The organism is Paenibacillus tundrae, from assembly GCF_036884255.1.
Lineage (GTDB): Bacteria > Bacillota > Bacilli > Paenibacillales > Paenibacillaceae > Paenibacillus.
Genome location: NZ_CP145605.1, coordinates 310,001 through 331,948 on the forward strand (window position 1 = coordinate 310,001; position 21,948 = coordinate 331,948).

Sequence of the window (21,948 nt, forward strand, 5' to 3'; positions counted from 1 at the left end):
CCCTTAGCTCAGTTGGTTAGAGCGCACCTCTGATAAGGGTGAGGCCGGTGGTTCGAGTCCACCAGGGCCCACCATTAACAAAATAGTCATACCGAAGAATGGGGCCATAGCTCAGCTGGGAGAGCGCCTGCCTTGCAAGCAGGAGGTCAGCGGTTCGATCCCGCTTGGCTCCACCATTATTCCCTGATAGCTCAGTTGGTAGAGCACTCGACTGTTAATCGAGTTGTCACAGGTTCGAGCCCTGTTCGGGGAGCCAGTAAGGCCCGTTGGTCAAGGGGTTAAGACACCTCCCTTTCACGGAGGTAACAGGGGTTCGAATCCCCTACGGGTCATAGTAATACCTAATGTTTCAACAAGGGATGAGAATCCCGATATGGAGGCTTAGCTCAGCTGGGAGAGCATCTGCCTTACAAGCAGAGGGTCGGGGGTTCGATCCCCTCAGCCTCCACCATATACGCCGGTGTAGCTCAACTGGTAGAGCAACTGACTTGTAATCAGTAGGTTGGGGGTTCAAGTCCTCTCGCCGGCACCATTAATGCCTGGAACCGTGGTGTAGTTGGCCTAACATGCCTGCCTGTCACGCAGGAGATCGCGGGTTCGAATCCCGTCGGTTCCGCCATTAATCCCAAAACAAAATAAGGCTCGGTAGCTCAGTCGGTAGAGCAGAGGACTGAAAATCCTCGTGTCGGCGGTTCGATTCCGTCCCGAGCCACCATGTAATCCTGGAGGATTAGCGAAGTGGCCAAACGCATCAGACTGTAAATCTGCTCCCGTACGGGTTCGGTGGTTCGAATCCATCATCCTCCACCAGTTTTCTCATGAGTCATTAGCTCAGTTGGTAGAGCACCTGACTTTTAATCAGGGTGTCGAAGGTTCGAGCCCTTCATGACTCACCATTATATGCGCGTGTGGCGGAATTGGCAGACGCACTAGACTTAGGATCTAGCGTCTTTGACGTGGGGGTTCAAGTCCCTCCACGCGCATCCTTTATTTGCGGAAGTGGCTCAGCGGTAGAGCATCGCCTTGCCAAGGCGAGGGTCGCGGGTTCGATTCCCGTCTTCCGCTTTAATATTTGCGCCCTTAGCTCAGCTGGATAGAGCGTTTGACTACGAATCAAAAGGCCGGGAGTTCGAATCTCTCAGGGCGCGCCATTATAACTTCATATGCCGGCGTGGCGGAATGGCAGACGCGCTCGACTCAAAATCGAGTGGGAAACCGTGGAGGTTCGAGTCCTCTCGCCGGTATACTTACGGGATGTAGCTCAGCTTGGTAGAGCACCTGGTTTGGGACCAGGGGGTCGCATGTTCAAATCGTGTCATCCCGATCTTATCGTATGCGGGTGTAGTTCAATGGTAGAACTTTAGCCTTCCAAGCTAATAGCGTGGGTTCGATTCCCATCACCCGCTTCAATAATAAAGCAAAAGAGATATGGTGTATGCCATATCTCTTTTGCTTTTTTTACGCTTCAACGAATGTAATAACATTATCCAGTCCAATAGGAGAAATATTCAACTCACATCCATTACAGAATTTTTAGCACCATAAATATAAAACGCTTACAAAAATGTCTTGCCTAAATCAGCAAGCTGTATTACCATGTGAATTAAGCGCTTAACCTTTAGAGGTAAGGCGCTTAAACTTAACGTAGATTAAGCGCTTAACCTGTAAAGGGAAGGGAGATATTTAACGAATGGGAACAATTCGACTGACGATGGCACAGGCATTACTTCGATATTTAGATCAGCAGTACATTTCAGTAGATGGTGTAGAAACTAAGTTTGTAAAAGGTGTCATCGGTATTTTTGGGCACGGGAATGTGACTGGTATTGGAGAAGCACTGGAGCGTAGCCCGGGTACGCTGCGATATATGCAAGGAAAAAATGAGCAAGGCATGGTGCATACAGCCACTGCGTATGCCAAGCAGAAGAATCGTAAACAAATCTATGCCTGTACAACATCCATTGGGCCAGGTGCGCTGAACATGATCACAGCGGCGGCAACAGCAACAGTCAATCGGATTCCTGTCCTGCTGCTTCCCGGTGATAATTTTGCAACGCGGGAGCCTGATCCGGTTCTACAGCAGTTGGAGGTAAGCAGTGACTACACGATCTCAGCTACCGACCCCTTCAAAGCTGTCAGCAAATATTGGGATCGAATCGTTCGCCCTGAACAATTAATGATTGCAGCAACACAAGCCATGCGAGTATTAACTGACCCAGCAGAGACAGGCGCGGTAACATTGGCACTGCCGCAGGATGTTCAGGCAGAAGCATACGATTATCCAGAATCGTTCTTTGCTCGTAAAGTACATTACTTGGATCGCCGTCCACCCGTTCAAGCTGCACTGGAACGGGCAACGGAACAGATTGCCCGCAGCAAGAAGCCACTGCTCGTTGCAGGTGGCGGTGTATTGTACTCTGAGGCTTCCGCACAATTAGCGGAATTCGCCGAGAGGTTTGGCATTCCTGTTGCCGAGACACAAGCCGGTAAAAGTGCTATACCGTGGAACCACCCATTGAATGTCGGTGCCATTGGGGTTACTGGCTCCCTAGCAGCCAATAGGCTTGCAAGGGAAGCGGACGTTGTAATCGGCGTGGGAACTCGGTTCTCTGATTTTACGACGGCGTCTCGCTCTGCTTTTCAGCATCCGGAAGCTACTTTCATCAATATTAATCTTAATAGTATGGATGCCGCCAAATTAGGTGGAGAAGCCATTCTAGCAGATGCACGGGAAGGTCTACAGGCATTGCAAAAGACATTGCAAGAGCAGCAATACCAAACGGGATATGGCGCAACTGAAGTTGCTGACTTGAGAGATGAATGGATTACAGAGGTAGATCGGCTGTACAGTCTAGAACATGCAGATGGTCTGGCACAGACTACTGCGGTTGGCGTCATTAATCAAACGATTGATCCATCTTCAGTTATCGTGTGTGCGGCAGGTAGTCTACCAGGAGACTTGCATCGTCTGTGGCGAGCAGCAGAGCCGAAGACCTATCACATGGAATATGGATTCTCGTGTATGGGTTATGAGGTAAGTGGTGCATTCGGAGCTGCGCTTGCTGAGCCTGATCGTGAGGTATACGCCATGGTTGGCGACGGGAGTTATCTGATGCTTCATTCTGAACTGGTGACCAGCTTACAGGAACAGAAGAAGTTCACTATTTTATTATTTAACAACAATGGATTTCAGTGTATCCATAACCTACAGCGTGAGCATGGAAGCGACGGATTCGGTAATGAGTTCCGGTATCGGGATTCGGAGAGCGGAAGACTTTCAGGCGATTATATGCAAATGGATTTTGTTGCTCATGCCAAGAGTATGGGAGCCAAAGCCTACAAGGCTGAAACAGCAGAGCAGCTGGAGCAGGCACTCAAGGATGCTAGAAACGAGAACGTGACTACACTCATCGAGATCTCAGTTGTGCCGGGAACGAACGCAGGTGGGTACGAGTCATGGTGGAATGTGGGTGTACCGGAGGTTTCTACAGAAGAAAAGGTAATTCATGCTCATCAGGCAATGTTAACGAATCGATCCAAAGCAAGACTCATTTAATTCAGCACTGTTCACGATACGAAGCTAGAGGCTGAACGACAAAGGAGATGTAAAGCGATGAACAAGTTGCCCTTTCAGCTCGGGATTCATCCGATTAATTGGGTTGGCGAGGACGTGAAGGAACATGGTGATGCCACAACCTGTGAGCAGATTTTAGATGACATTCAGCGTCTCGGGTTAACAGGTACGGAGATGGGACGCAAATATCCAACCGATTCTGCAACGCTACGCGAGGAATTGAATAAGCGGAACATCCGTCTTGTCTCCCAATGGAAATCCGTGTTGCTGTCAGACCCAGCATACCGTGTGTCTGAGCTGGACAGTTACCGTAGACATGCGGAATTTTTACAGTCGATGGGTAGTAAGGTGATTAGTACAGCTGAGGTGGGGGGTTCGCTGCATTTTGACCCACGGCGCACACCGCATGAAAAAGAAGTATTAAGACTGAGCGAATCGGAATGGCATACATTTGCTGATGGCTTGAATGCAGCCGGAGCTATCGCTCAAGAGTATGGACTGAAGCTCACATATCACCACCATGGCGGTACTGTGGTAGAGCGGCCAGATGAAATTGACCGGCTTATGGAGCTCACCGATCCTTCACTGGTGTACCTCCTCTACGATACGGGGCATGCCTATTACGGTGGTGCAGATCCACTTACGGTGCTGCGTAAACATTATGACCGCATAGCTTATATCCACTTGAAGGATATTCGCCCACATGTGCTTGATGAGGCTAGGAGGGAACAATCTGATTTTGTGGGTTGTATTCGTAGAGGCGTGTTTACTGTACCGGGTGACGGATGTATTGATTTTGCACCAATTCTTCATGAATTGATCACGCGAGGATATGACGGCTGGGCGATGCTCGAAGGGGAACAAGATCCAGCAATTCACAATCCTTATGAGTATGCGAAACGCTCTCTGCAATACATGGAATCCCTAATCAAGTAGTCTACGAACTGGTTCGAAAAAATAGATGAAGATACTACTGAACGATATCGAGTCAGCAGAGGTATTTAGACTTCCACCAGAGTCAATAGCGCTAGCGGTACAGAGGCATATAATCAATTTCTAGTAACTCATAGAGAGCCATAAGAACTTATTCAGAGGATTCTCCAATGACTGTTCTTAAGATAGACGATCAGTACCGAGCTAACAAAGTGACCAAGACTCAATCTGATTCATTAAATATTTCCCTTAGAAAGGGGTTCAACGGTAATGACCTACGTATCCTTTCCGGTATCCAGAAAGCTAGACTTTACTGCGATTGGCCGATTATGCATCGACCTTAATGCCAACGAGATTAACCGCCCTATGGAAGAAACGATGACATTTACGAAATATGTAGGCGGCTCTCCCGCCAATATTACGATTGGTATGTCAAGGCTTGGCATGAAGACAGCGTTTATCGGCAAGATCGCAGACGATCAGATGGGACGATTCATCCAAAGTTATCTGGAGCAGAACACGATCGACACCTCCAATGTTGTATCGGATGATACGGGGGCAGTTACAGGACTTGCGTTTACAGAGATCAAAAGCCCGACCGATTGCAGTATTCTGATGTACCGGGATAACGTAGCTGATCTGAAGTTACAGCCGCGCGAGGTGCAGGAGCAACTCATTGCAGATTCTAGCGTGCTCCTGATTTCTGGTACTGCTCTTGCTCAGAGTCCTTCACGTGAAGCGGTATTGCAGGCGCTAACTTATGCCAAGAGACATGGAACTGTCATTGTGTTTGATCTAGATTACCGTCCATATACGTGGACCTCAGCAGAAGAAACCGCGGTATATTACAATCTGGCAGCAGAGAAGTGTGACATCATTCTAGGGACTCGCGAAGAGTTCGATATGATGGAAACATTTGATCATAACCCAGAGCATAACGATCAGGTAACCGCTCAGAAATGGTTCGACTTTGATGCCAAAATCGTAGTGATCAAACACGGCAAGGAAGGTTCCATTGCGTACACCAGAGAAGGGCTGTCTCATCGTGCGGATAGTTACCCAGCGCGTGTAGTCAAAACATTTGGAGCTGGAGATTCTTACGCAGCCGGATTCCTATATGGTCTGATGCAAGGATGGACAATTGAGCGCAGTATGGGGTATGGTGCGGCAGCAGCCAGCATCGTCATCTCCAGTCACAGTTGTTCGGATGCAATGCCTACGGTGGAGCAAGTGAATGAATATATCGAACGTTGTGATCGAGGCGAAATCACAGTGTGATCGTTGGATCGTATCATTTTTCAGAAACGCAGATCCGTTTACCGAGGATCATATACTAATTTATTAGTTAACTATATAAGTGCAACTGAACCTTCTTTAGTTGAACCTATATAATTTAACGGATTAACTTCAATGCTGCCATTTCAGGCATAGGTAAGTTCATAGGGCACGTATATACGAAGGGGGACTAGGTTATGACAAAAGGAACATCGGAGACATCGACAAATGTGACAATGGTACAAAACTGGATCGGGGGTACTTGGGTGACCCCAACATCTACCCGTACGGAGCCTGTTGTGAATCCAGCTACGGAAGAGATCATCGCTTATGTACCGCTCTCTGAGCAGGCAGATGTAGACCAGGCTGTTGAATCAGCGCATGAAGCATTCCGATCCTGGAGTGTAACCCCAGTGCCACGCCGTGCCCGGATTTTGTTCCGCTATCAGCAATTGCTCGTAGAACATTGGGAAGAGCTTGCAAGGCTGGTTACGCTTGAAAATGGTAAGAGTTACGCAGAGGCCTACGGCGAAGTTCTACGTGGTATCGAATGCGTGGAATTCGCAGCAGGTGCCCCGAATCTGATGATGGGCAAACAATTACCTGACATCGCCACTGGGCTGGAGTCAGGCATGTATCGGTACCCAGTAGGCGTAATTGGAGGCATTACTCCATTCAACTTCCCGATGATGGTGCCGTGCTGGATGTTCCCGCTGGCCATCGCCTGCGGCAATACATTTGTTCTGAAGCCATCGGAGCGTACACCTCTGCTGGCAGGACGCTTGGCAGAGCTATTCAAGGAAGCGGGACTACCGGATGGTGTGCTTAATATCGTTCACGGTGCACATGATGTCGTGAACGGATTGCTTGAACATAAGCAGATTCAAGCGATCTCTTTTGTCGGATCACAGCCTGTGGCTGAATATATCTATAAAACTGCTTCCGCTCATGGCAAACGGGTGCAGGCGCTAGCTGGTGCTAAAAATCACTCTATCGTTATGCCAGATGCTGATCTTGACCTCACGGTGAAAGAGATTACTAGTGCAGCGTTTGGCTCGGCGGGAGAGCGCTGTATGGCGTGTTCAGTGGTTGTGGCTGTAGGCGATGTTGCAGACGCACTTGTCGAGAAGCTGGTGGGAGCAGCAGATCGGATTACCATTGGTAATGGTCTGGATGAGGGAGTGTTCCTAGGCCCGGTCATTCGCGCTGGACACAAAGAACGTACGCTAGGTTATATCGAGGCTGGAGAGCAAGAAGGAGCGGCATTGATTCGGGACGGCCGTAAGGATCAGGCAAGCGGGGAAGCAGGCTACTTTGTAGGGCCAACCGTATTCGATAAAGTAGATAGCACGATGAAAATTTGGAAAGATGAAATTTTCGCTCCGGTTCTTGCGGTAGCGAGAGTGGAGACGTTGGAGGAAGCAGTGGAGCTGGCGAACCGTTCCGATTTTGCTAACGGCGCGTGCTTGTTCACACGTAGCGGAGCTCACATGCGGCAATTCCGTGAAACCATTGATGCGGGTATGCTGGGCATTAACCTAGGCGTGCCAGCGCCGATGGCGTTCTTCCCATTTTCCGGCTGGAAGAAGTCATTCTATGGGGATCTTCATGCCAACGGTTCAGATGGCGTCGAGTTTTACACGCGCAAAAAGATGGTCACGGCTCGTTGGTAAACAACGGATGATCGGCTGATCACAATGAAGCCGAAGTAAGTCATGGGAGACAGGATACGCATACAGGGAGGTAGCGGGATGGGCAAGGACAAGGTGAGAGTGGGTATTATTGGCGCAGGAAGAATTGGTAAAATTCATGCCGACAATTTGTTGCGCAATCCTCATGTTCAGATCGTGGGTATAAGTGATCTATTTGCAGGGCCAGAGCTGGAAGCTTGGGCATCGATGCGTGGTATCTCAGTGGTAACAACGAACAGTACGGAGCTTATTGAACACCCTGACGTGGATGCTGTATTGATCTGTTCCTCAACAGACACTCATGTGCCACTTATTGAATTAGCGGCGCAAGCAGGTAAGCATATTTTTTGTGAGAAACCAGTGAGTATGGATCTTCATCAGACAGAGGCAGCAGTAGCGGCTGTACAGCAGGCAGGAGTAAAGCTACAGATCGGATTCAATCGCCGCTTTGATCATAATTTCAGACAGGTGCGCGCACATGTGCAGGATGGCTCCATCGGAGAACCTCATATTATCAAGATTACCTCTCGTGACCCTAGCCCGCCGCCTGCGGAGTATATCCGGGTATCAGGTGGAATTTTCATGGATATGATGATTCATGATTTTGATATGGCTCGTTATCTCTCAGGCAGTGAAGTAGAGGAAGTGTACGCACAAGGCAATGTGCTGGTGGATCCCGTATTTGCTGAATATGGAGATGTGGATACCGCGATTGTGACGATGAATTTTGCTAATGGAGCCATTGGTGTTATTGATAACAGCCGCCGTGCGGTATACGGATATGATCAGCGTGTGGAAGTGTTTGGATCGATGGGTAGCACTGCGGCTGCTAACGATCATCCGAATACAGTAGAGCTTAGCACAGCTACGGGATTGCTGCGGGACAAACCACTCCACTTTTTCCTTGAACGTTACAATGAAGCGTATGTACAAGAAACAGCGCTGTTTATAGAGGCTATTCTGAAGGATACACCTGTGATCGTGGATGGTCATGATGCGGTTCAGGCAGAGCGGATTGCATATGCGGCTCGGATGTCACTCCAACAGGGAAGACCCGTCAAGCTTCGTGAGGTAACCAGTGTATCAGTGAATTCGCAGACGGCTGTTCAATCTTAAGCAAGCAAGGTTAACTGCTATCGTATGTTGTTCTAAAATTGCAATTCGAGAGGAGTCGGTAACCACATGTCAGAGCGCATAGTGAAGCCCGAATTCAAACCAGCAGAGGATGGAACACTCTTAACCGTTACGCCAGAGTCGGCCGGCTGGGAATACGTAGGATTTCAGGTGGTACAACTGGAGGAGAATCAGACATGGGTGCGTGAGAGCGAGGATCAGGAGTTGTGTATCGTTCTTCTTAGCGGACTTGCGAATGTGAGTACACAGAAGAACACGTGGGAGAATATTGGGCGCAGAATGAGCGTTTTTGAGAAAATCCCTCCATACGCTGTGTATATTCCGAGTTCAGATCAAGTACAGGTTACTGCGCTTACCAAACTTGAAATTGCTATTTGTGCAGCGCCTGGTAAAGGAAGTTACCCAGCACGTCTGATTGCACCTGAGGATGTTGGCGTTGAATCACGAGGGTACGGTAATCTGGAGCGGCAGATCCATAACATTTTGCCAGAGCAAAAGGATGCCGACAGTTTGCTTGTAGTAGAAGTATTTACACCGGATGGACACTGGTCGAGTTATCCTCCGCACAAACATGATCGGGATGCACTACCAGATGAGTCATTGCTGGAGGAGACCTATTATTTCCGTGTAGAGCCTCAGCAAGGCTTCGCTATTCAACGGATCTATACTGATGATCGTTCTGTGGATGAGACGCTCGCCGTCAACAATGGCGAAGTGGTGCTTGTACCATGCGGATACCATCCGGTAGGTGCTCCTCCAGGGTACGAGGTGTATTATCTGAACGTGATGGCTGGACCAACGCGGACATGGAAATTCCATAACGATCCTAACCATGATTGGCTGATGAACAAAAGATAGACTCATTCAGAGTCCTTAACATGCTGGACTTGTCTTATGCACGGGAAGAACCTACAGTTGGTTGCTTATGCGGACATCCCCCTGCATAATAAGAAGAAACGATTACCTATGTATAATGAACTTTATATGTAGTACAAATGGGGAAATAACATTGAAAGCAACCATTTATGATATAGCACGTGAAGCGGGTGTATCGATAGCAACGGTGTCACAGGTCATTAACGGCAAAGGGAAAATTAGTGAAAAGCGCCGCGCCGAGATCATGGAGATTATGGAACGTCTGCACTATCAACCAAGTGCCATTGCTGCTGCACTTACTGGCAAACAGACGTATACCTTGGGTCTGCTCGTTCCCGATATCTCGAATCCGTATTTTGCCGAGCTGGCTCGTGCGGTGGAGGATCGGAGTCGCAAGCTCGGATACAGCGTCGTGATCTGCAGTACAGATAACAAGGACGAGCGGGTAGAGCGCTATCTGAATCTGTTACAGCAAAAAAGAGTCGATGGCATGATGATCGGAACGGGGATCGATAATGCAGATATATTGGCACCACTGCTGCAACAGTCGATTCCTGTTGCCTTGATCGCAAGGCAGATGCCAACGCTGTCTGTGCACACAGTCGCTATTGATGACCGTTTAGGCGGTGCGTTGGCTGCGCAGCACCTACTTGAACTGGGGCATACCCATCTTGCTGTATTATCTGAACCGTTCAAGGTGAGCAGTAGTCAAGAACGAATCCGAGGTTTCCGCGAGCAGCTGCAGCAAGCAGGTCACACGCTTGCATCGGAACGGATCAGAGCTTCTTCTGCTGACTTGCACGCGGCCAAACAGGAAGTGCTGCAACTCCTTAGCGATATCGAGCGTCCAACAGGTCTATTCTGTTGTAATGACATACAGGCAATAGGTGCGCTACAGGCAGCGAAGGAACTAGGTCTACGTGTGCCTGAAGATGTGTCGATCATTGGTTTTGATGATACGATTCTGGCGTCAGTTACGAGCCCGCCGCTCACAACGATTGCTCAGCCTATTGAAGAGCTTGGTCGTCATGCGGTGGATATTCTTATTGAAGAGTTGAAGGATCACAACAAGCAGCCACAGCAGAAGGTGTTGAAGCCTGAATTGGTGGTACGGGAGTCGACAGGACCTAGGGTTGAACGCTAACAATAGTGTGCTCTCATTGCGTTATACCGTCACTCTCGCTCACACTCATATTAAATACAATACTGAAGTATACAATAAATAAGCCGCGTGATCCCTGAGGGGAGACGCGGCTTATTTATTGTGTTGATCATTCCGTGAGCGAAGCAGATTCTTGTCCTAATTTGAACGTTTCCGTTTAAATTTTGAACTTTTTCACTTCCTGGAATAATGTGTTGGCATGCTGTGAGAGTTCATTGGCACGCTTCGATATATTGGTCGTGTAATTCACCTGTTCTTGTGTTGAGGAGGCAACTTCCTCAGTGGAAGCTGCACTTTCCTCCGACATGGCTGCTACGCTGGAGATAATCTCAGCAATCTTGCCTGCATTGCCATCCAGTTCTGTCGTGGCAGAGGATACGAGCCCTAACTGGCTGTCGATACCGTCAATGGATTGCTTAATCCGTGTAAATGACTCCCGCATCTCATGCACGGCAGCTACCTGCTGATCAATGCCACCTTCAGCAGAGACCACCTCATGCACACTTTGGCGACTAGCTGCTTGAATCTCATCTAACAATACAATGATATCCTGGGCAGAACTTGAAGATTGTTCGGCGAGCTTCCGCACTTCCTCCGCAACGACGGCGAACCCGCGTCCATGTTCACCCGCTCTTGCTGCTTCAATTGATGCGTTCAAGGCAAGCAGATTGGTCTGTGAGGCAATGCCACGAATCATATCGACAATGCCTTCGATCTTCTGAGACTTGTCTGCCAGCAGTGTGATGGACTCTCCAACACGGTCAATAGACTTGCGATTATCGCCTGCAAGCTCGACCTGATGGTCAACGGCCTGAATCCCTACTTGCATAGCTTCACTCGCTTCACGCATCATGTTGACGGATTGCTCTACACTGCGGTGAATACCGCTAACGTTATCACTCATCTCCGACAGACGAGTGGAGCCATCGTAGACAGATTCGGCTTGCTTGCTCGACCCTTGAGCCAGTTCATCTGTGGCAATGGAGATTTGCTCTGCTATGCGCTTCGTATTGTTCGTATGGTCTTCCATCTCACCAGAAATACGCTGTACCTGATCCGCGGAAGAGGTCACCTGTTGAAGCAGCGTGCTCAGCTGATCGGACATCTGATTAAATGCCGTACCCAGCTCGGCAAATTCATCTCTGCCCTTTATGTTCACACGGCTGGTAAAATCACCACTCGACATTTGCTGGGATGTGCCGTGAAGGCTTCTCAGAGGCTTAATGAAGAGAGAGGCAATCCAATACGATGCAGCCATCACAACGAGCAGTGTAATTCCGATAATCAGAATATAATTGTTACGTAAGGTGTAATACTCGGCATAAGCTAGCTTTTCGGAAATGACTGCACCAATCACCCAGCCTGTACTCGGAATCTGCTGATAGAATAATGAATAATTCTCATCGTTGTAACGGAAAAGCTTCTGCCCTGATGGGTTAGCTTGCATATCAGCCAGTAACGGCTGGAGTTCCGGATTGTCCGCAGCAGATGTATTCACAAGCTTGTCATCAGGGTGAGCCAGGAGCTGTCCTTTTTTATCTATTAAAAAGGTGTATCCTAGCCCATCTAGGTTGATCTTACTCACCGTGTCGGTAAGGGTGGAGAGAAGCAGATCGGCTGCCGCAATCCCTTGTAATTGCCCTTCCTTATTCTGTACAGGCATGGCGATGGACACGGCATATTGATTAGTCACCATATCTAGGTAAGGATCGGAGAATGTTAATTGGTTAGCCTGCTTAGCTTCCATGTACCATGGCCGTTTTCGGGGATCGTAATCAGGGTCAGGCACCCAGCCGGAGCCATTAAGAAACTCGCCAGTTTGTTCTGCACCAAAATAGAGATCCGAGAGGCTTTCTTTATTGCTACCAAGCTTCATAATATTAAAATAATCTGCATTGAGCTGCCCCTCGGGTACACCCTCCTGAATGATGAACGACAGTGTTTCAACCACTTTAGCGTTACTGCTAATCCATCCATTCAAATCGTTGGCTGATGAGGTCATTAGTCCATTTAATTTAGTATCCACATGTAACGTTGCTTGCTTCTCGGTTTGAATCAAGCCCAGTGCTGCAAGCGGAACTGCCGTGATTAGTACGGCGGCGAGAAACATAATCATTAATTTTGGTTTGAGCTTCATTCCCATTCCCCCCAAGCATCCAGTTCTATTTCTTATGTTTGAATGAAACTTTAAGACTTACAACTTAGATAATATATCGTCAAAATAAAGCAGATATTTAGTATGGAGGAAGATTAAATTTTAAATTTTTTCACTTCGTTAAATAACGTGTTGGCGTGATTTGTCAATTCTCTAGAACGTTCTGAAATAGTTGTAATGTAATTGAACTGCTCTTGAGTCGAAGAAGCAACTTCTTCTGTGGAAGCAGCACTCTGTTCGGACATCGCAGCAACACTGGAGATTACCTCGGCAATTTTCCCTGCATTGTTGTCGAGTTCAGAGGTCGCTGTGGAAACCTGTCTCACCTGATGGTCAATGCCATCGACCGATTGTTTAATTCGTGCAAATACATCCCGCATCTCATGAACGGAGGCAACTTGCTGCTGGGTGGCTTGCTCTGCAGACGTTACTTCATCCACGCTTTGACTGCTCGCAGCCTGAATTTCGTTTAGCAACACAATAATCGAATCCACAGAGTGGGAAGATTGCTCAGCTAGTTTGCGTACCTCACCCGCAACTACAGCAAACCCACGTCCTTGCTCTCCCGCTCGAGCAGCTTCAATGGAGGCGTTCAGAGCGAGCAAATTCGTCTGAGCCGAAATATCACGGATCATGCTGGCGATATCTTCAATTTTGCGAGATTTATCCGCCAATAAGTGAATGGATTCCCCGACCTGTTGAATAGATTTGCGGTTATCTTCTGCAAGATGTACTTGATGGTCTACGGCTTGTAATCCTGCGTGCATGGCGTCTGTTGCCTCCTGCATCATAACTACCGACTGCTCGATACTCCCATTGATGCCGTTAACGGTATGGCTCATTTCGGTTAGTCGGTTAGAGCCTTCATAGACAGACTCCGCTTGGCTGCTTGATCCTTGAGCAAGCTCGTCTGTAGCGATGGAGATCTGTTCAGCAATGCGCTGGGTATTCCCGGTATGATTCTCCATATCATGTGAAATGTCCTGAACCCGATCTGCAGACTGCTGTACCTGTTGTAACAACTGGCTGAGCTGATCAGACATTGAATTAAAAGCTCCTCCGAGCTCGGCGAATTCATCTTTTCCTTTGGAGGGAACACGACCTGTGAAATCACCTTCAGACATTTGAGCAGACATGAGCTGTAGCCGTTTCAAAGGTTTGATTAAACGAGCGGCAACACCATATGCTGCTGCCAAAACAACGACCAGCGTAACCGTGATAATGAGAATATATTGATTGCGTAATTGATAATATTCAGCATAAGCGAGTTTTTCAGAAATGACTGAACCGACAATCCAACCTGTACTTGGAATCTGTTTGAAGTATAAGAGTAGGTTCTCTCCGTTATATTGGAAAGACTTCTGACCTGCTGGGTTCGCTAACATCTCTGATAGTAATGGCCCCAATTCAGCATTGTCCGCGGCAGAGGTACTTGCGAGCTCAGCTTGGGGATGAGCTAAGATAGCGCCATTTTTATCAAGCATGAAGGTGTAGCCTAACCCACCCAGATCAATCTGATTGACCGTATCGGTTAATTTGGAGAGCAAAATATCAGAAGCTACAACGCCCTGTAGCGCACCATTCTCTGTTTTTACAGGCATGGCGATGGATACCGTGAATTGTTTAGATTTGTTATCGATGTATGGATCGGTAAAGATTAGCTTGTCGGCTGCTACAGCTTCTTTGTACCAGGAACGTTCTCTGGGATCATAATCTGCTGCTTGGACGAAATCAGAACCGTTTATAAACTGACCATCCTCGTTACCGTAATATAAATCCTCTATATTGTTCTGGTTGCTGCCCTGGTACATGATGGACAGATAATCCTCATTCACATCAGAAGCTGGTACAGCTTCTTGGAATACGAGCCCCAGTGTTTCAACTAATTTCTCATTGCCATGTAACCAACCGTCCAACTGAAATGTTGCGGCAGATACCAATCCGTCTAGTTTGTTGTTCACACTTTGAGTGGCTTGTTTGCCTGACTGATACAGACCCAGTGGTGCGAGCGCACCTGCAGTAACAAGGACGGTGATCAAGAAAGCCAACATCAATTTAAGTTTTAATTTCATACGTTACTTCTCCCCCTAGATGTCATAAATGTGTTAGCATGGTTAAAAGCTTATGAAGTATATCGTCATATAAATTTTAAATTTTAGAGATAACATTCCTGAATGCGATTTCAATTGAAATTAATGAATAACTTTCATGTAGATCCAACGTTATTTACATAGATAAGGAAAAAGTATACTTTTATTGAATTTTAATGGGAGGGGTGCATCACTATCAAATGAAAAATAGAACGATGTATATTCTAGCTATAGTTACGGTTATTGTAGTTGCCGCTATTGCGATTCCGTTATATGTGAAGAGTCAGCATACTACGTTTCGTGCTGAGGTAACGGATCATATGACCATGCTTGACAAGATTAGGCTATTGGAAATAAGTAAGGTTGGACGCGAGCTCTATGATGCAGAAGAAGTTCAGCTTGAAGATCCGAAGCAGATCCAGGACATGCTAAAACTATTCAAGGATGTTGAACTACAAAATGTAAAACAAGTAGGTTCTGATCAGGGTTTACCTTACTACTACCAAGTACGGATCTTGGTTATCAAAGAGGATCGTTTTTCTGAACAAATTGGCATTTCACTCTATAGCGACAATACAATAGCGATTTATAATAGTGCTGCAACGAGAGATGCCCATAAGGCTTACAAAATCACCAATGAATTCAACTTTAATGAACTTGAACGTATTTTTAATAAGTTAAAGGAGGATGCTGCATGACTGATATTGTTGTTCGACCCATTGATGAGCGAGATGTTCCATTTTTATGGGAAATGTTATATGCATCCTTGTATACCAGAGAGGGAGACGAGCCATTTGAACGGGATGTTATCCATAGCCCTGGGTTATCTAAATACGTAGATGGATGGGGAAGAGAAGGTGACTTTGGATTTGTGGCTGTAACTACCCACGGGGGACAGGACAAAAGATTAGGCTCAATCACATTACGGTTCTTCAATGAACAAACTGCAGGATTCGGCTATATCAATGCGGAGACACCGGAGATGGGAATGGCGATCATTGAAGAAGCACGCGGACAAGGTGTGGGTACACGGTTAATTCAAGCTGCATTAGAGGAAGCGAAGCAAAGGGGGATTGCTGCCGTGTCACTTAGTGTTGATCCAGATAACGAAGCAATTCGACTGTATCGTCGATTCGGATTTGTTGAAGTAGGCATGGTTGACACATCGGTCACGATGATGTGCACTATACAGTAAGAGAGAGTAAGTCCAAATTTAGAATTCCAAATGCAATAAATATGGGATCTTCACTGGAAGTTTAGGGTGTACCTATGGGTGAGAAAGAACACGGGGAATTCTGAACAGAGCAGAGCAGAACAGAGTAAGAAAGGCACTTCCTTCAAGGAGTGCCTTTTTATGTACAACTCAGATCGGAATACTTATGCAACATAAGTCAAAAATATCGATTGATTATTTTAGCAAAAAGGCCAATGCTTCATCATACGTTTCCCATTGAAACTCGGTTTGATGATTGGAATCTTTGGAGATTCGATTCAACTGCATTTTGGCAATAGCTCCACCAACGGCCACACTGGCGCGTTTCATGCCCAGTTGCGTAAGCATTTTCTGGTGCTCTACAATTTTTTCTTTGGTATCTTGGGGGAATGCTTTCATATTACGCATATCGACCAACACATCGAATGAATCCCCTAGTGACTTACTCAGTTGTTGAATTTGTATATTCACCTGTTCCACTTGTTCTGGGGTTACAATTCCGTCCCAAATAATTTCCAAAATAGGTGTGTCTGAATCTAAAAGTCTAACGGACATTTAGGCAACTCCTCAGTCATAAAATGTATGTAAATGTGAGTCTATTTACCTATTAATTATACCTATTTTCAGCATGGATGAAAACTACAATTAGCTTTTTGTGATACTTATGGACTATAAATTTGTAATGATTGGGTTAGTTTGGAACATGCAGCTACATGAGAAAAGGTTAATTAGATACAAAAAAAGCCGCCATATCTATAAACGATATAGGCAGCTTATGGTGATGTAACATCTGGCATTTCGTAATCTATCGCCAGTAATAGACTAATAACCTATTTTGAGACTATGACCTTCTGTAGCTATTCCTTCCGAACGAGTGATGGGCAGCTTCTGTTCTGCTGTGAAACCAAGTGTCTCCCCGTCGTGCAACGTGACATCATTCTCGATGACATAAGTTGTAGTCATAAACATCATCTCATACACATCGCTTAATGTTTCAGCAGATTGGGTAATTTCCATCTCGTCTTTCCCAAATCTACGTAAACCGTATGTATAAGCTGAAGCACCTTGAGCATCTTGGAATAAACCAATGTAGACCCACAGCGATACAGGGAGCTCGTCCTCCTTCAGCCACCGACTGACCTCTATGTATTGACTTGCTTCCACAACAAGTGGCGCAAGATATAGGGCGAGTGTATGATCCAATTGTAGCAGTGCGCTGGCTGTCTTGGTGAACAGAATATGTCCTTGAATCGCATCGGTGGCATTCAGAACAGACACAATAATTTGCGATTGATGTCGAGAAGTCACCTGCTCCGCTTCCCGCCAAAGTATATTTAGTTTGGCATTTTCCTCGACTTCGCGATCAGGCACAGGAGCGGCTATATGAGCACATACCACTTGCATACCATTCACTTCAAAAAATAAATTGCCTTCTTCCGGTTGTTCCTCAATGTCTATGTCCCATTCCTGTTTCATCTTATGAATGAAGACATTCAAATCACATTCCTCACGTTCTAACAGAACGAATCCAACGATGGTTTCATATTGCGGAGTGGACGTTGAAACCTCATCTACCTGCACAGTTTCCTTTTTACGACGTCGAAGTTTATCAAACAATCCCATGAGACGTTCTCCTTTCAACCAATCACAGTAATTGACATAAGCTCTATGTCATTACCTTACCATAACATACGAGGAATGTAATAATCCGCGATGTCATGATAACGCATGTGATTAGATGAACAGGACGAGAAGCAAAGCAATAATGGCAGGCAAGCCTTGTTTGATGATGATAGAGCGGGAGGAGGTAGCTCCTCCATAAATAGCCGCAATAACCACGCAGGCTAAGAAGAAAATTTGAATGTGCTGTCCAACAGTTGAGTCCGGATACAATAGTCCCCAGATCAGACCCGCAGCGAGGAATCCGTTATACAGACCTTGATTAGCCGCAAGAGACTTGGTTGACTTAGCAAATTCAGGCGTGGTACCAAATGTTTTCATCGTACGCGGGCTGGTCCACATAAACATCTCCATCACGAGGATATACAAATGTTCAATAGCCACAAGAGCTACAAAAATCGTACTGATCACGAAAAAACACCTTGCTTTCTCATATGTATTTGATTACTTGTATACCAGTATAAAGCTTTCTTTTAGAAACGGGAAGTACAAATATAATTTTGTGCAATTAAATTGTGTGTATACATACTATCCATCATAATAAGTGAGATATGCGGTTCACTAGTAGAGGGTAGAATCAATTCTTTGAATGGTTATTTACGTAATCTTCGGGCGTACTACCTATGATCGACTTGAAGTCTTTGATAAAATGCGATTGGTCATGATACCCCAGATCCTGAGAAAGTTGAATTAGATCATAGTGAGAACCTTGTTCGATAGATTCAGCCGCATTTTGCAGACGATACAGTTTAATTACTGCTTTGGGACTTAATCCTACATACTGATTAAACAGTCGCTGGAGCTGTCTGGTGTGGATATTCCAATAAGCAGCTAAGTCATCTACCCTCAGCATATCTCGGTTTAGTTCAATCTGCGAAACAATCTCGCCAACGAATTGGGCTTTAGCATCCCCGGCCGGTATATGTTCGCAGAGAAGCTGATCCATATAGCTGACTTTTTCCGCATCGGTCTTCATTCCAAGCAGATAATCTTCCAGTTCGTCTGAAGTAACATTGAGGATTCGCCCAACATGCAAGGGGTTGCCATGCAGCGCAGATATAGGTGTACGGAGATAAGGATAACAACCGCCAGGTTTGAACTTTACACCAAACACACTGCCTTTATCCTTGATCATGTAAGTGAATTTATGCTTAGAAGGGCCATAGAAAAAAGTATTTCCGCGTTCGACTATGAGATTCACACAAGGATTAGGAACGATATGCTGCGAATAAGGCTGCTTACCAGTAAGGTCCCAGGACACAACCCAGAAGTGCTTCACCCAGGCACGCAATGCTTCAGAAGGAGCATAACGATTCAACTGATATGTAGCTTCAATCTCATTAAACTTCAGTATACCCATGCTGGCTCTCTTCATATCATTCACGGATTGCATCTTATGTTCCCCCATCATCATCATATAGATCATTCCTGTTATTCTGGTAAGTGTAGTGTAGCGGATCTTTATACCAAGTACGAAAGTTTGCTGTTGTATCCAAAAAACGACTACAGATTAAATCTGTAGTCGTTAAATATTATAGTTTTAATGATATGTCGTATATCTGGAACAGGGAATGGATCAGTCTAATCAAACCTGTCTCAACAACTTATGAATGATCTCAGTTGCTTTTACATTAGTTGGATCTAGCTCAATAGACTTCCAATAGGTTATATGAAATTTTCAAAAAGCAAACCTGATTGAGTTAGCATGAGTTATACCAACGGGTTCACGTCCTTTATATTCATCTGCATCCCAATATACCATAGAAGAATATGGATAACGATACTTTTTTAGCAAAAGATAAACGTATGATTAAATTGACTTGGTGAACCACTTCTTAAAGGTAAACTAACCTATAGTCTTGTCGTGTTTTTACAATACACCTCTAGGGTATAACGATAGGATAGTCATGTAAATAACTCGCTTGTACATCAATTACATAAGGGGAGTGGATTGTGTGGAGCTGAAGTATGAGTTTTATATCAATGCTGGACTAGAAGAGGTATGGAGCGCCCTGATCTCTCCAGATGGTACACGTAGCAGCTTCTTTGGCAGTGAACTTCGTTCAAACTTTCAGCCAGGTCAGCCCTTTGCCTATGTTGGGCCGGGGAACGATGGGCAAGAGACTGTTCATGTGTATGGGCAGATTTTGGAGTTCGAACCCTTGTCTACTTTGAGTTATCTCGAACATCCCGGACCATCCTATCATGCGAATCATGAGGAGCTACAATCCAGGGTGTCCTTCCAACTAGAGACCGTCGGGGAATGCACGAAGCTGACATTAATCAATGATCAGTTCACAGAGAATCATCCGTCATTTGCGAATGCACAGCAGAGCTGGTGGATGGTCTTGAGCAGCATTAAGAGCTGGGTAGAGACAGGAAAGACTCTTCAGTTTGGTTGGTAATTGGTAGGACATTGGGGATGGATGCCAGTCAAACGTATAGTCAAAAAAATAAAACCCATTAAGCGCCGATGTGGCGCTTATTTTTATTGTATTTACGAAAAAGGAGGTGTAATCTGAACTCATGTCAAATCATGTCGAATTATAGGTTTAAAACTGTAGAGGAGAAATGAACATGCTGTTTAATCGTACACAATCGAACAAGCCAAATGCTTCGCTGCAACAGTTGCTGGAATATAGTCGTAAACTTGTGGTAGATGCAGAGAGAAATGAGGTTAATGAGCTCTCCACTGTGGAGACAGATTTACAAGAATATGCTGAGATAATAAGCAATGTGAATAAAGCTATACATATGAGGAGCCAAAAAAATGAAGCACTGACGCTACGACTGACCATGTTAAATCAAGTAATGAACATTGGGGTCTGGGAGTCTAACATCGTTGCTGGCGATCCACTTGATCGCAATAATAAAGTGTCATTCTCCGATGAATTCAGGCGCATGCTTGGTTATGTGAATGCAGAGGATTACCCTAATGAATTTGCAAGCTGGGCGAAATCTGTTAATCCAGAGGACAGACCACAACTGGTGCAAGCGATAACGGAAAATGTGAATAACCCTAAGGAAACGGCTCCTTATAACGTGATGAGTCGAATGATACTAAAAGGCGGCGAGGTTCGCTGGTTCCGTTGTCTGGGCCAGGTTGTTCGAAATAGTGAGGGAGTTCCCATCAAGCTCTTAGGCATCATGTTTGATATCCATGATCAGAAGACGGAGTCAGATGAACTTGAAGCACTCGTGACACGTTATGACCTTGTCAATCGAGCCCTAGTCGAAGCACCTTGGGATATGACCGTTGTTGCTGGAGATGTGGTTAATCCGAACAATGAATTTTGGTGGTCCCCACAGTTCCGCAGAGAACTCGGATTCAAAGATGAGAGTGATTTTCCCAATGTATTCAGCAGTTGGAGCTCCCGTCTTCATCCGGAAGATCATGATCGCACCATTAACGCGTTTGCTGAACATATGAATGATTATAGTGGACGTACACCGTATGATCTGGATTATCGTTTACAACGTAAGAATGGTGAATATCGTTGGTATCATGCGGGTGGTGAGACGATACGAGACAATGATGGGGTGCCACTGCGCGTAGCTGGTACAATACGTGATGTGACTCACGAGAAGAATAAAGCACAGGTAGTCGAAGCGATGAATCGGAAAACAGAGCAATTGTCCGAATCCATCAGTGAGATGGTTCGTGGCATTAACTCAATTACAGATCAGGCACAGGAGCTGGTGACAGCACAGGAATTATCTGCTGAGGCTGCCACGCAGGTGAAAGTTAGTGCGGATGAGACGAAGAACATTACGACGTTTATTCGAGAGATTGCCAGTCAGACGAATCTACTTGGGTTGAACGCAGCGATTGAAGCTGCACGTGCAGGCGAGCTGGGACTTGGATTCGGCGTCGTTGCAGGGGAAGTACGTAAGCTGGCAGATCATAGCTCTGATGCAACCGTTAATATTGAAGACAGCATGCATGCAATGAAGACACTTGTTGATCAGATTCTGGAGCATATCGGTAACATGTCTACCCTGACACAGAACCAGGCTGCCCTTACACAACAAGTGAATGCCTCCATGGATGAGATCAACACGATGTCCCAGGACTTAGTGAATTTCTCACGCAACTTGTAAGACGACGAACGAACAGGTAATACTCCTGCGCTCCCGCGGGGAGGAAATCTTCACAAAAACAGCC

The 21,948-nt window shown here is 46.1% G+C and carries 17 protein-coding genes and 16 tRNA genes (1 of these 33 running past the window's edge); 27 read left to right on the plus strand and 6 right to left on the minus strand.

Translation table 11 applies throughout. From position 1 onward, the window contains the following. The 23 genes from V6W81_RS01330 to V6W81_RS01440 all read left to right on the plus strand — a co-directional run. A tRNA-Ile gene (locus V6W81_RS01330) sits at positions 1-74 on the plus strand; it begins 3 nt to the left of the window's first position. A gap of 26 nt (positions 75-100) precedes the next feature. Beyond that, positions 101-176: transfer RNA gene (locus V6W81_RS01335), tRNA-Ala, on the plus strand. A gap of 4 nt (positions 177-180) precedes the next feature. Then, positions 181-256: transfer RNA gene (locus V6W81_RS01340), tRNA-Asn, on the plus strand. Between the two features lie 4 nt (positions 257-260). Further along, positions 261-332, plus strand: a tRNA-Glu gene (locus V6W81_RS01345). Positions 333-375: 43 nt separating this feature from the next. Further along, positions 376-451 (plus strand) — tRNA-Val (locus V6W81_RS01350). A gap of 5 nt (positions 452-456) precedes the next feature. Beyond that, positions 457-532 (plus strand) — tRNA-Thr (locus V6W81_RS01355). 9 nt (positions 533-541) lie between these two features. Further along, a tRNA-Asp gene (locus V6W81_RS01360) sits at positions 542-619 on the plus strand. A 20-nt stretch (positions 620-639) separates the two neighbouring features. Continuing rightward, positions 640-715, plus strand: a tRNA-Phe gene (locus tag V6W81_RS01365). A gap of 9 nt (positions 716-724) precedes the next feature. Next, positions 725-810, plus strand: a tRNA-Tyr gene (locus V6W81_RS01370). Between the two features lie 10 nt (positions 811-820). Further along, positions 821-896 (plus strand) — tRNA-Lys (locus V6W81_RS01375). Between the two features lie 6 nt (positions 897-902). Then, positions 903-983 (plus strand) — tRNA-Leu (locus tag V6W81_RS01380). 10 nt (positions 984-993) lie between these two features. Beyond that, positions 994-1,065, plus strand: a tRNA-Gly gene (locus V6W81_RS01385). 9 nt (positions 1,066-1,074) lie between these two features. Next, positions 1,075-1,151 (plus strand) — tRNA-Arg (locus tag V6W81_RS01390). 14 nt (positions 1,152-1,165) lie between these two features. Next, positions 1,166-1,244, plus strand: a tRNA-Leu gene (locus tag V6W81_RS01395). 6 nt (positions 1,245-1,250) lie between these two features. Beyond that, a tRNA-Pro gene (locus tag V6W81_RS01400) sits at positions 1,251-1,324 on the plus strand. Between the two features lie 11 nt (positions 1,325-1,335). Beyond that, positions 1,336-1,406, plus strand: a tRNA-Gly gene (locus tag V6W81_RS01405). A 284-nt stretch (positions 1,407-1,690) separates the two neighbouring features. After that, positions 1,691-3,556: a 3D-(3,5/4)-trihydroxycyclohexane-1,2-dione acylhydrolase (decyclizing) gene (iolD, locus tag V6W81_RS01410; protein ID WP_338541323.1), complete on the plus strand. Its 1,866-nt coding sequence runs from the start codon at positions 1,691-1,693 to the stop codon at positions 3,554-3,556. Positions 3,557-3,613: 57 nt separating this feature from the next. After that, entirely contained in the window at positions 3,614-4,510 is an 897-nt protein-coding gene (gene iolE, locus V6W81_RS01415; RefSeq protein WP_338541324.1) for a myo-inosose-2 dehydratase, read from the plus strand. A 267-nt stretch (positions 4,511-4,777) separates the two neighbouring features. Then, a complete protein-coding gene (gene iolC / locus V6W81_RS01420; protein ID WP_338541325.1) occupies positions 4,778-5,785 on the plus strand; it encodes a 5-dehydro-2-deoxygluconokinase in 1,008 nt (335 codons plus the stop codon). A 194-nt stretch (positions 5,786-5,979) separates the two neighbouring features. Next, entirely contained in the window at positions 5,980-7,455 is a 1,476-nt protein-coding gene (locus tag V6W81_RS01425; RefSeq protein ID WP_338541326.1) for a CoA-acylating methylmalonate-semialdehyde dehydrogenase, read from the plus strand. Positions 7,456-7,533: 78 nt separating this feature from the next. After that, entirely contained in the window at positions 7,534-8,589 is a 1,056-nt protein-coding gene (gene iolG / locus V6W81_RS01430) for an inositol 2-dehydrogenase (RefSeq protein WP_145053561.1), read from the plus strand. A gap of 66 nt (positions 8,590-8,655) precedes the next feature. Continuing rightward, positions 8,656-9,465, plus strand: a complete 810-nt coding sequence (gene iolB, locus V6W81_RS01435; RefSeq protein ID WP_145053563.1) for a 5-deoxy-glucuronate isomerase — start codon at positions 8,656-8,658, stop codon at positions 9,463-9,465. A gap of 151 nt (positions 9,466-9,616) precedes the next feature. Further along, a complete protein-coding gene (locus V6W81_RS01440) occupies positions 9,617-10,627 on the plus strand; it encodes a LacI family DNA-binding transcriptional regulator (protein WP_056697097.1) in 1,011 nt (336 codons plus the stop codon). Positions 10,628-10,802: 175 nt separating this feature from the next. Here the strand turns inward: V6W81_RS01440 and V6W81_RS01445 are convergent, their stop codons facing one another. Next, positions 10,803-12,782, minus strand: coding sequence for a methyl-accepting chemotaxis protein (locus tag V6W81_RS01445; protein WP_338541327.1), 1,980 nt, complete (start codon positions 12,780-12,782; stop codon positions 10,803-10,805). Positions 12,783-12,895: 113 nt separating this feature from the next. Next, positions 12,896-14,872, minus strand: coding sequence for a methyl-accepting chemotaxis protein (locus V6W81_RS01450; RefSeq protein WP_338541328.1), 1,977 nt, complete (start codon positions 14,870-14,872; stop codon positions 12,896-12,898). A gap of 218 nt (positions 14,873-15,090) precedes the next feature. Here V6W81_RS01450 and V6W81_RS01455 point away from each other — a divergent pair, with 218 nt between their 5' ends. Next, entirely contained in the window at positions 15,091-15,588 is a 498-nt protein-coding gene (locus V6W81_RS01455; protein WP_338541329.1) for a hypothetical protein, read from the plus strand. Continuing rightward, entirely contained in the window at positions 15,585-16,085 is a 501-nt protein-coding gene (locus V6W81_RS01460; protein ID WP_338541330.1) for a GNAT family N-acetyltransferase, read from the plus strand. The genes V6W81_RS01455 and V6W81_RS01460 overlap by 4 nt, the downstream gene beginning before the upstream one ends. Before the next feature lie 213 nt (positions 16,086-16,298). On the opposite strand, the gene V6W81_RS01465 is transcribed toward V6W81_RS01460, so the two are convergent. The 4 genes from V6W81_RS01465 to V6W81_RS01480 form a co-directional block, all read right to left on the minus strand. Next, entirely contained in the window at positions 16,299-16,658 is a 360-nt protein-coding gene (locus V6W81_RS01465; protein ID WP_145053576.1) for an STAS/SEC14 domain-containing protein, read from the minus strand. Positions 16,659-16,925: 267 nt separating this feature from the next. Further along, on the minus strand, positions 16,926-17,726 hold the full coding sequence (locus V6W81_RS01470) for a DUF4261 domain-containing protein (RefSeq protein ID WP_338541331.1): 801 nt from the start codon (positions 17,724-17,726) through the stop codon (positions 16,926-16,928). A gap of 111 nt (positions 17,727-17,837) precedes the next feature. Then, positions 17,838-18,194 (minus strand): DUF1304 domain-containing protein, encoded by a 357-nt coding sequence (locus V6W81_RS01475; RefSeq protein WP_145053580.1) that lies wholly within the window; start codon positions 18,192-18,194, stop codon positions 17,838-17,840. Positions 18,195-18,360: 166 nt separating this feature from the next. After that, positions 18,361-19,176, minus strand: coding sequence for an AraC family transcriptional regulator (locus V6W81_RS01480; protein WP_338541332.1), 816 nt, complete (start codon positions 19,174-19,176; stop codon positions 18,361-18,363). Positions 19,177-19,738: 562 nt separating this feature from the next. On the opposite strand from V6W81_RS01480, the gene V6W81_RS01485 reads away from it, so the two are divergent. Together V6W81_RS01485 and V6W81_RS01490 are read left to right on the plus strand one after the other, a co-directional pair. Further along, positions 19,739-20,188 carry an SRPBCC family protein gene (locus V6W81_RS01485; protein WP_145053584.1) on the plus strand — a complete coding sequence of 150 codons (450 nt, stop codon included), beginning with the start codon at positions 19,739-19,741 and terminating at the stop codon, positions 20,186-20,188. A 172-nt stretch (positions 20,189-20,360) separates the two neighbouring features. Next, a complete protein-coding gene (locus V6W81_RS01490; protein WP_338541333.1) occupies positions 20,361-21,884 on the plus strand; it encodes a methyl-accepting chemotaxis protein in 1,524 nt (507 codons plus the stop codon). Positions 21,885-21,948 lie beyond the last annotated feature (64 nt).

Coding starts and splice junctions, on each gene's coding strand:
- iolD (WP_338541323.1), top strand. CDS start 1,691: ATGGGAACAATTCGACTGACGATGGCACAGGCATTACTTCGATATTTA.
- iolE (WP_338541324.1), top strand. CDS start 3,614: ATGAACAAGTTGCCCTTTCAGCTCGGGATTCATCCGATTAATTGGGTT.
- iolC (WP_338541325.1), top strand. CDS start 4,778: ATGACCTACGTATCCTTTCCGGTATCCAGAAAGCTAGACTTTACTGCG.
- V6W81_RS01425 (WP_338541326.1), top strand. CDS start 5,980: ATGACAAAAGGAACATCGGAGACATCGACAAATGTGACAATGGTACAA.
- iolG (WP_145053561.1), top strand. CDS start 7,534: ATGGGCAAGGACAAGGTGAGAGTGGGTATTATTGGCGCAGGAAGAATT.
- iolB (WP_145053563.1), top strand. CDS start 8,656: ATGTCAGAGCGCATAGTGAAGCCCGAATTCAAACCAGCAGAGGATGGA.
- V6W81_RS01445 (WP_338541327.1), bottom strand. CDS start 12,782: ATGAAGCTCAAACCAAAATTAATGATTATGTTTCTCGCCGCCGTACTA.
- V6W81_RS01450 (WP_338541328.1), bottom strand. CDS start 14,872: ATGAAATTAAAACTTAAATTGATGTTGGCTTTCTTGATCACCGTCCTT.
- V6W81_RS01455 (WP_338541329.1), top strand. CDS start 15,091: ATGAAAAATAGAACGATGTATATTCTAGCTATAGTTACGGTTATTGTA.
- V6W81_RS01460 (WP_338541330.1), top strand. CDS start 15,585: ATGACTGATATTGTTGTTCGACCCATTGATGAGCGAGATGTTCCATTT.
- V6W81_RS01465 (WP_145053576.1), bottom strand. CDS start 16,658: ATGTCCGTTAGACTTTTAGATTCAGACACACCTATTTTGGAAATTATT.
- V6W81_RS01470 (WP_338541331.1), bottom strand. CDS start 17,726: ATGGGATTGTTTGATAAACTTCGACGTCGTAAAAAGGAAACTGTGCAG.
- V6W81_RS01480 (WP_338541332.1), bottom strand. CDS start 19,176: ATGCAATCCGTGAATGATATGAAGAGAGCCAGCATGGGTATACTGAAG.
- V6W81_RS01490 (WP_338541333.1), top strand. CDS start 20,361: ATGCTGTTTAATCGTACACAATCGAACAAGCCAAATGCTTCGCTGCAA.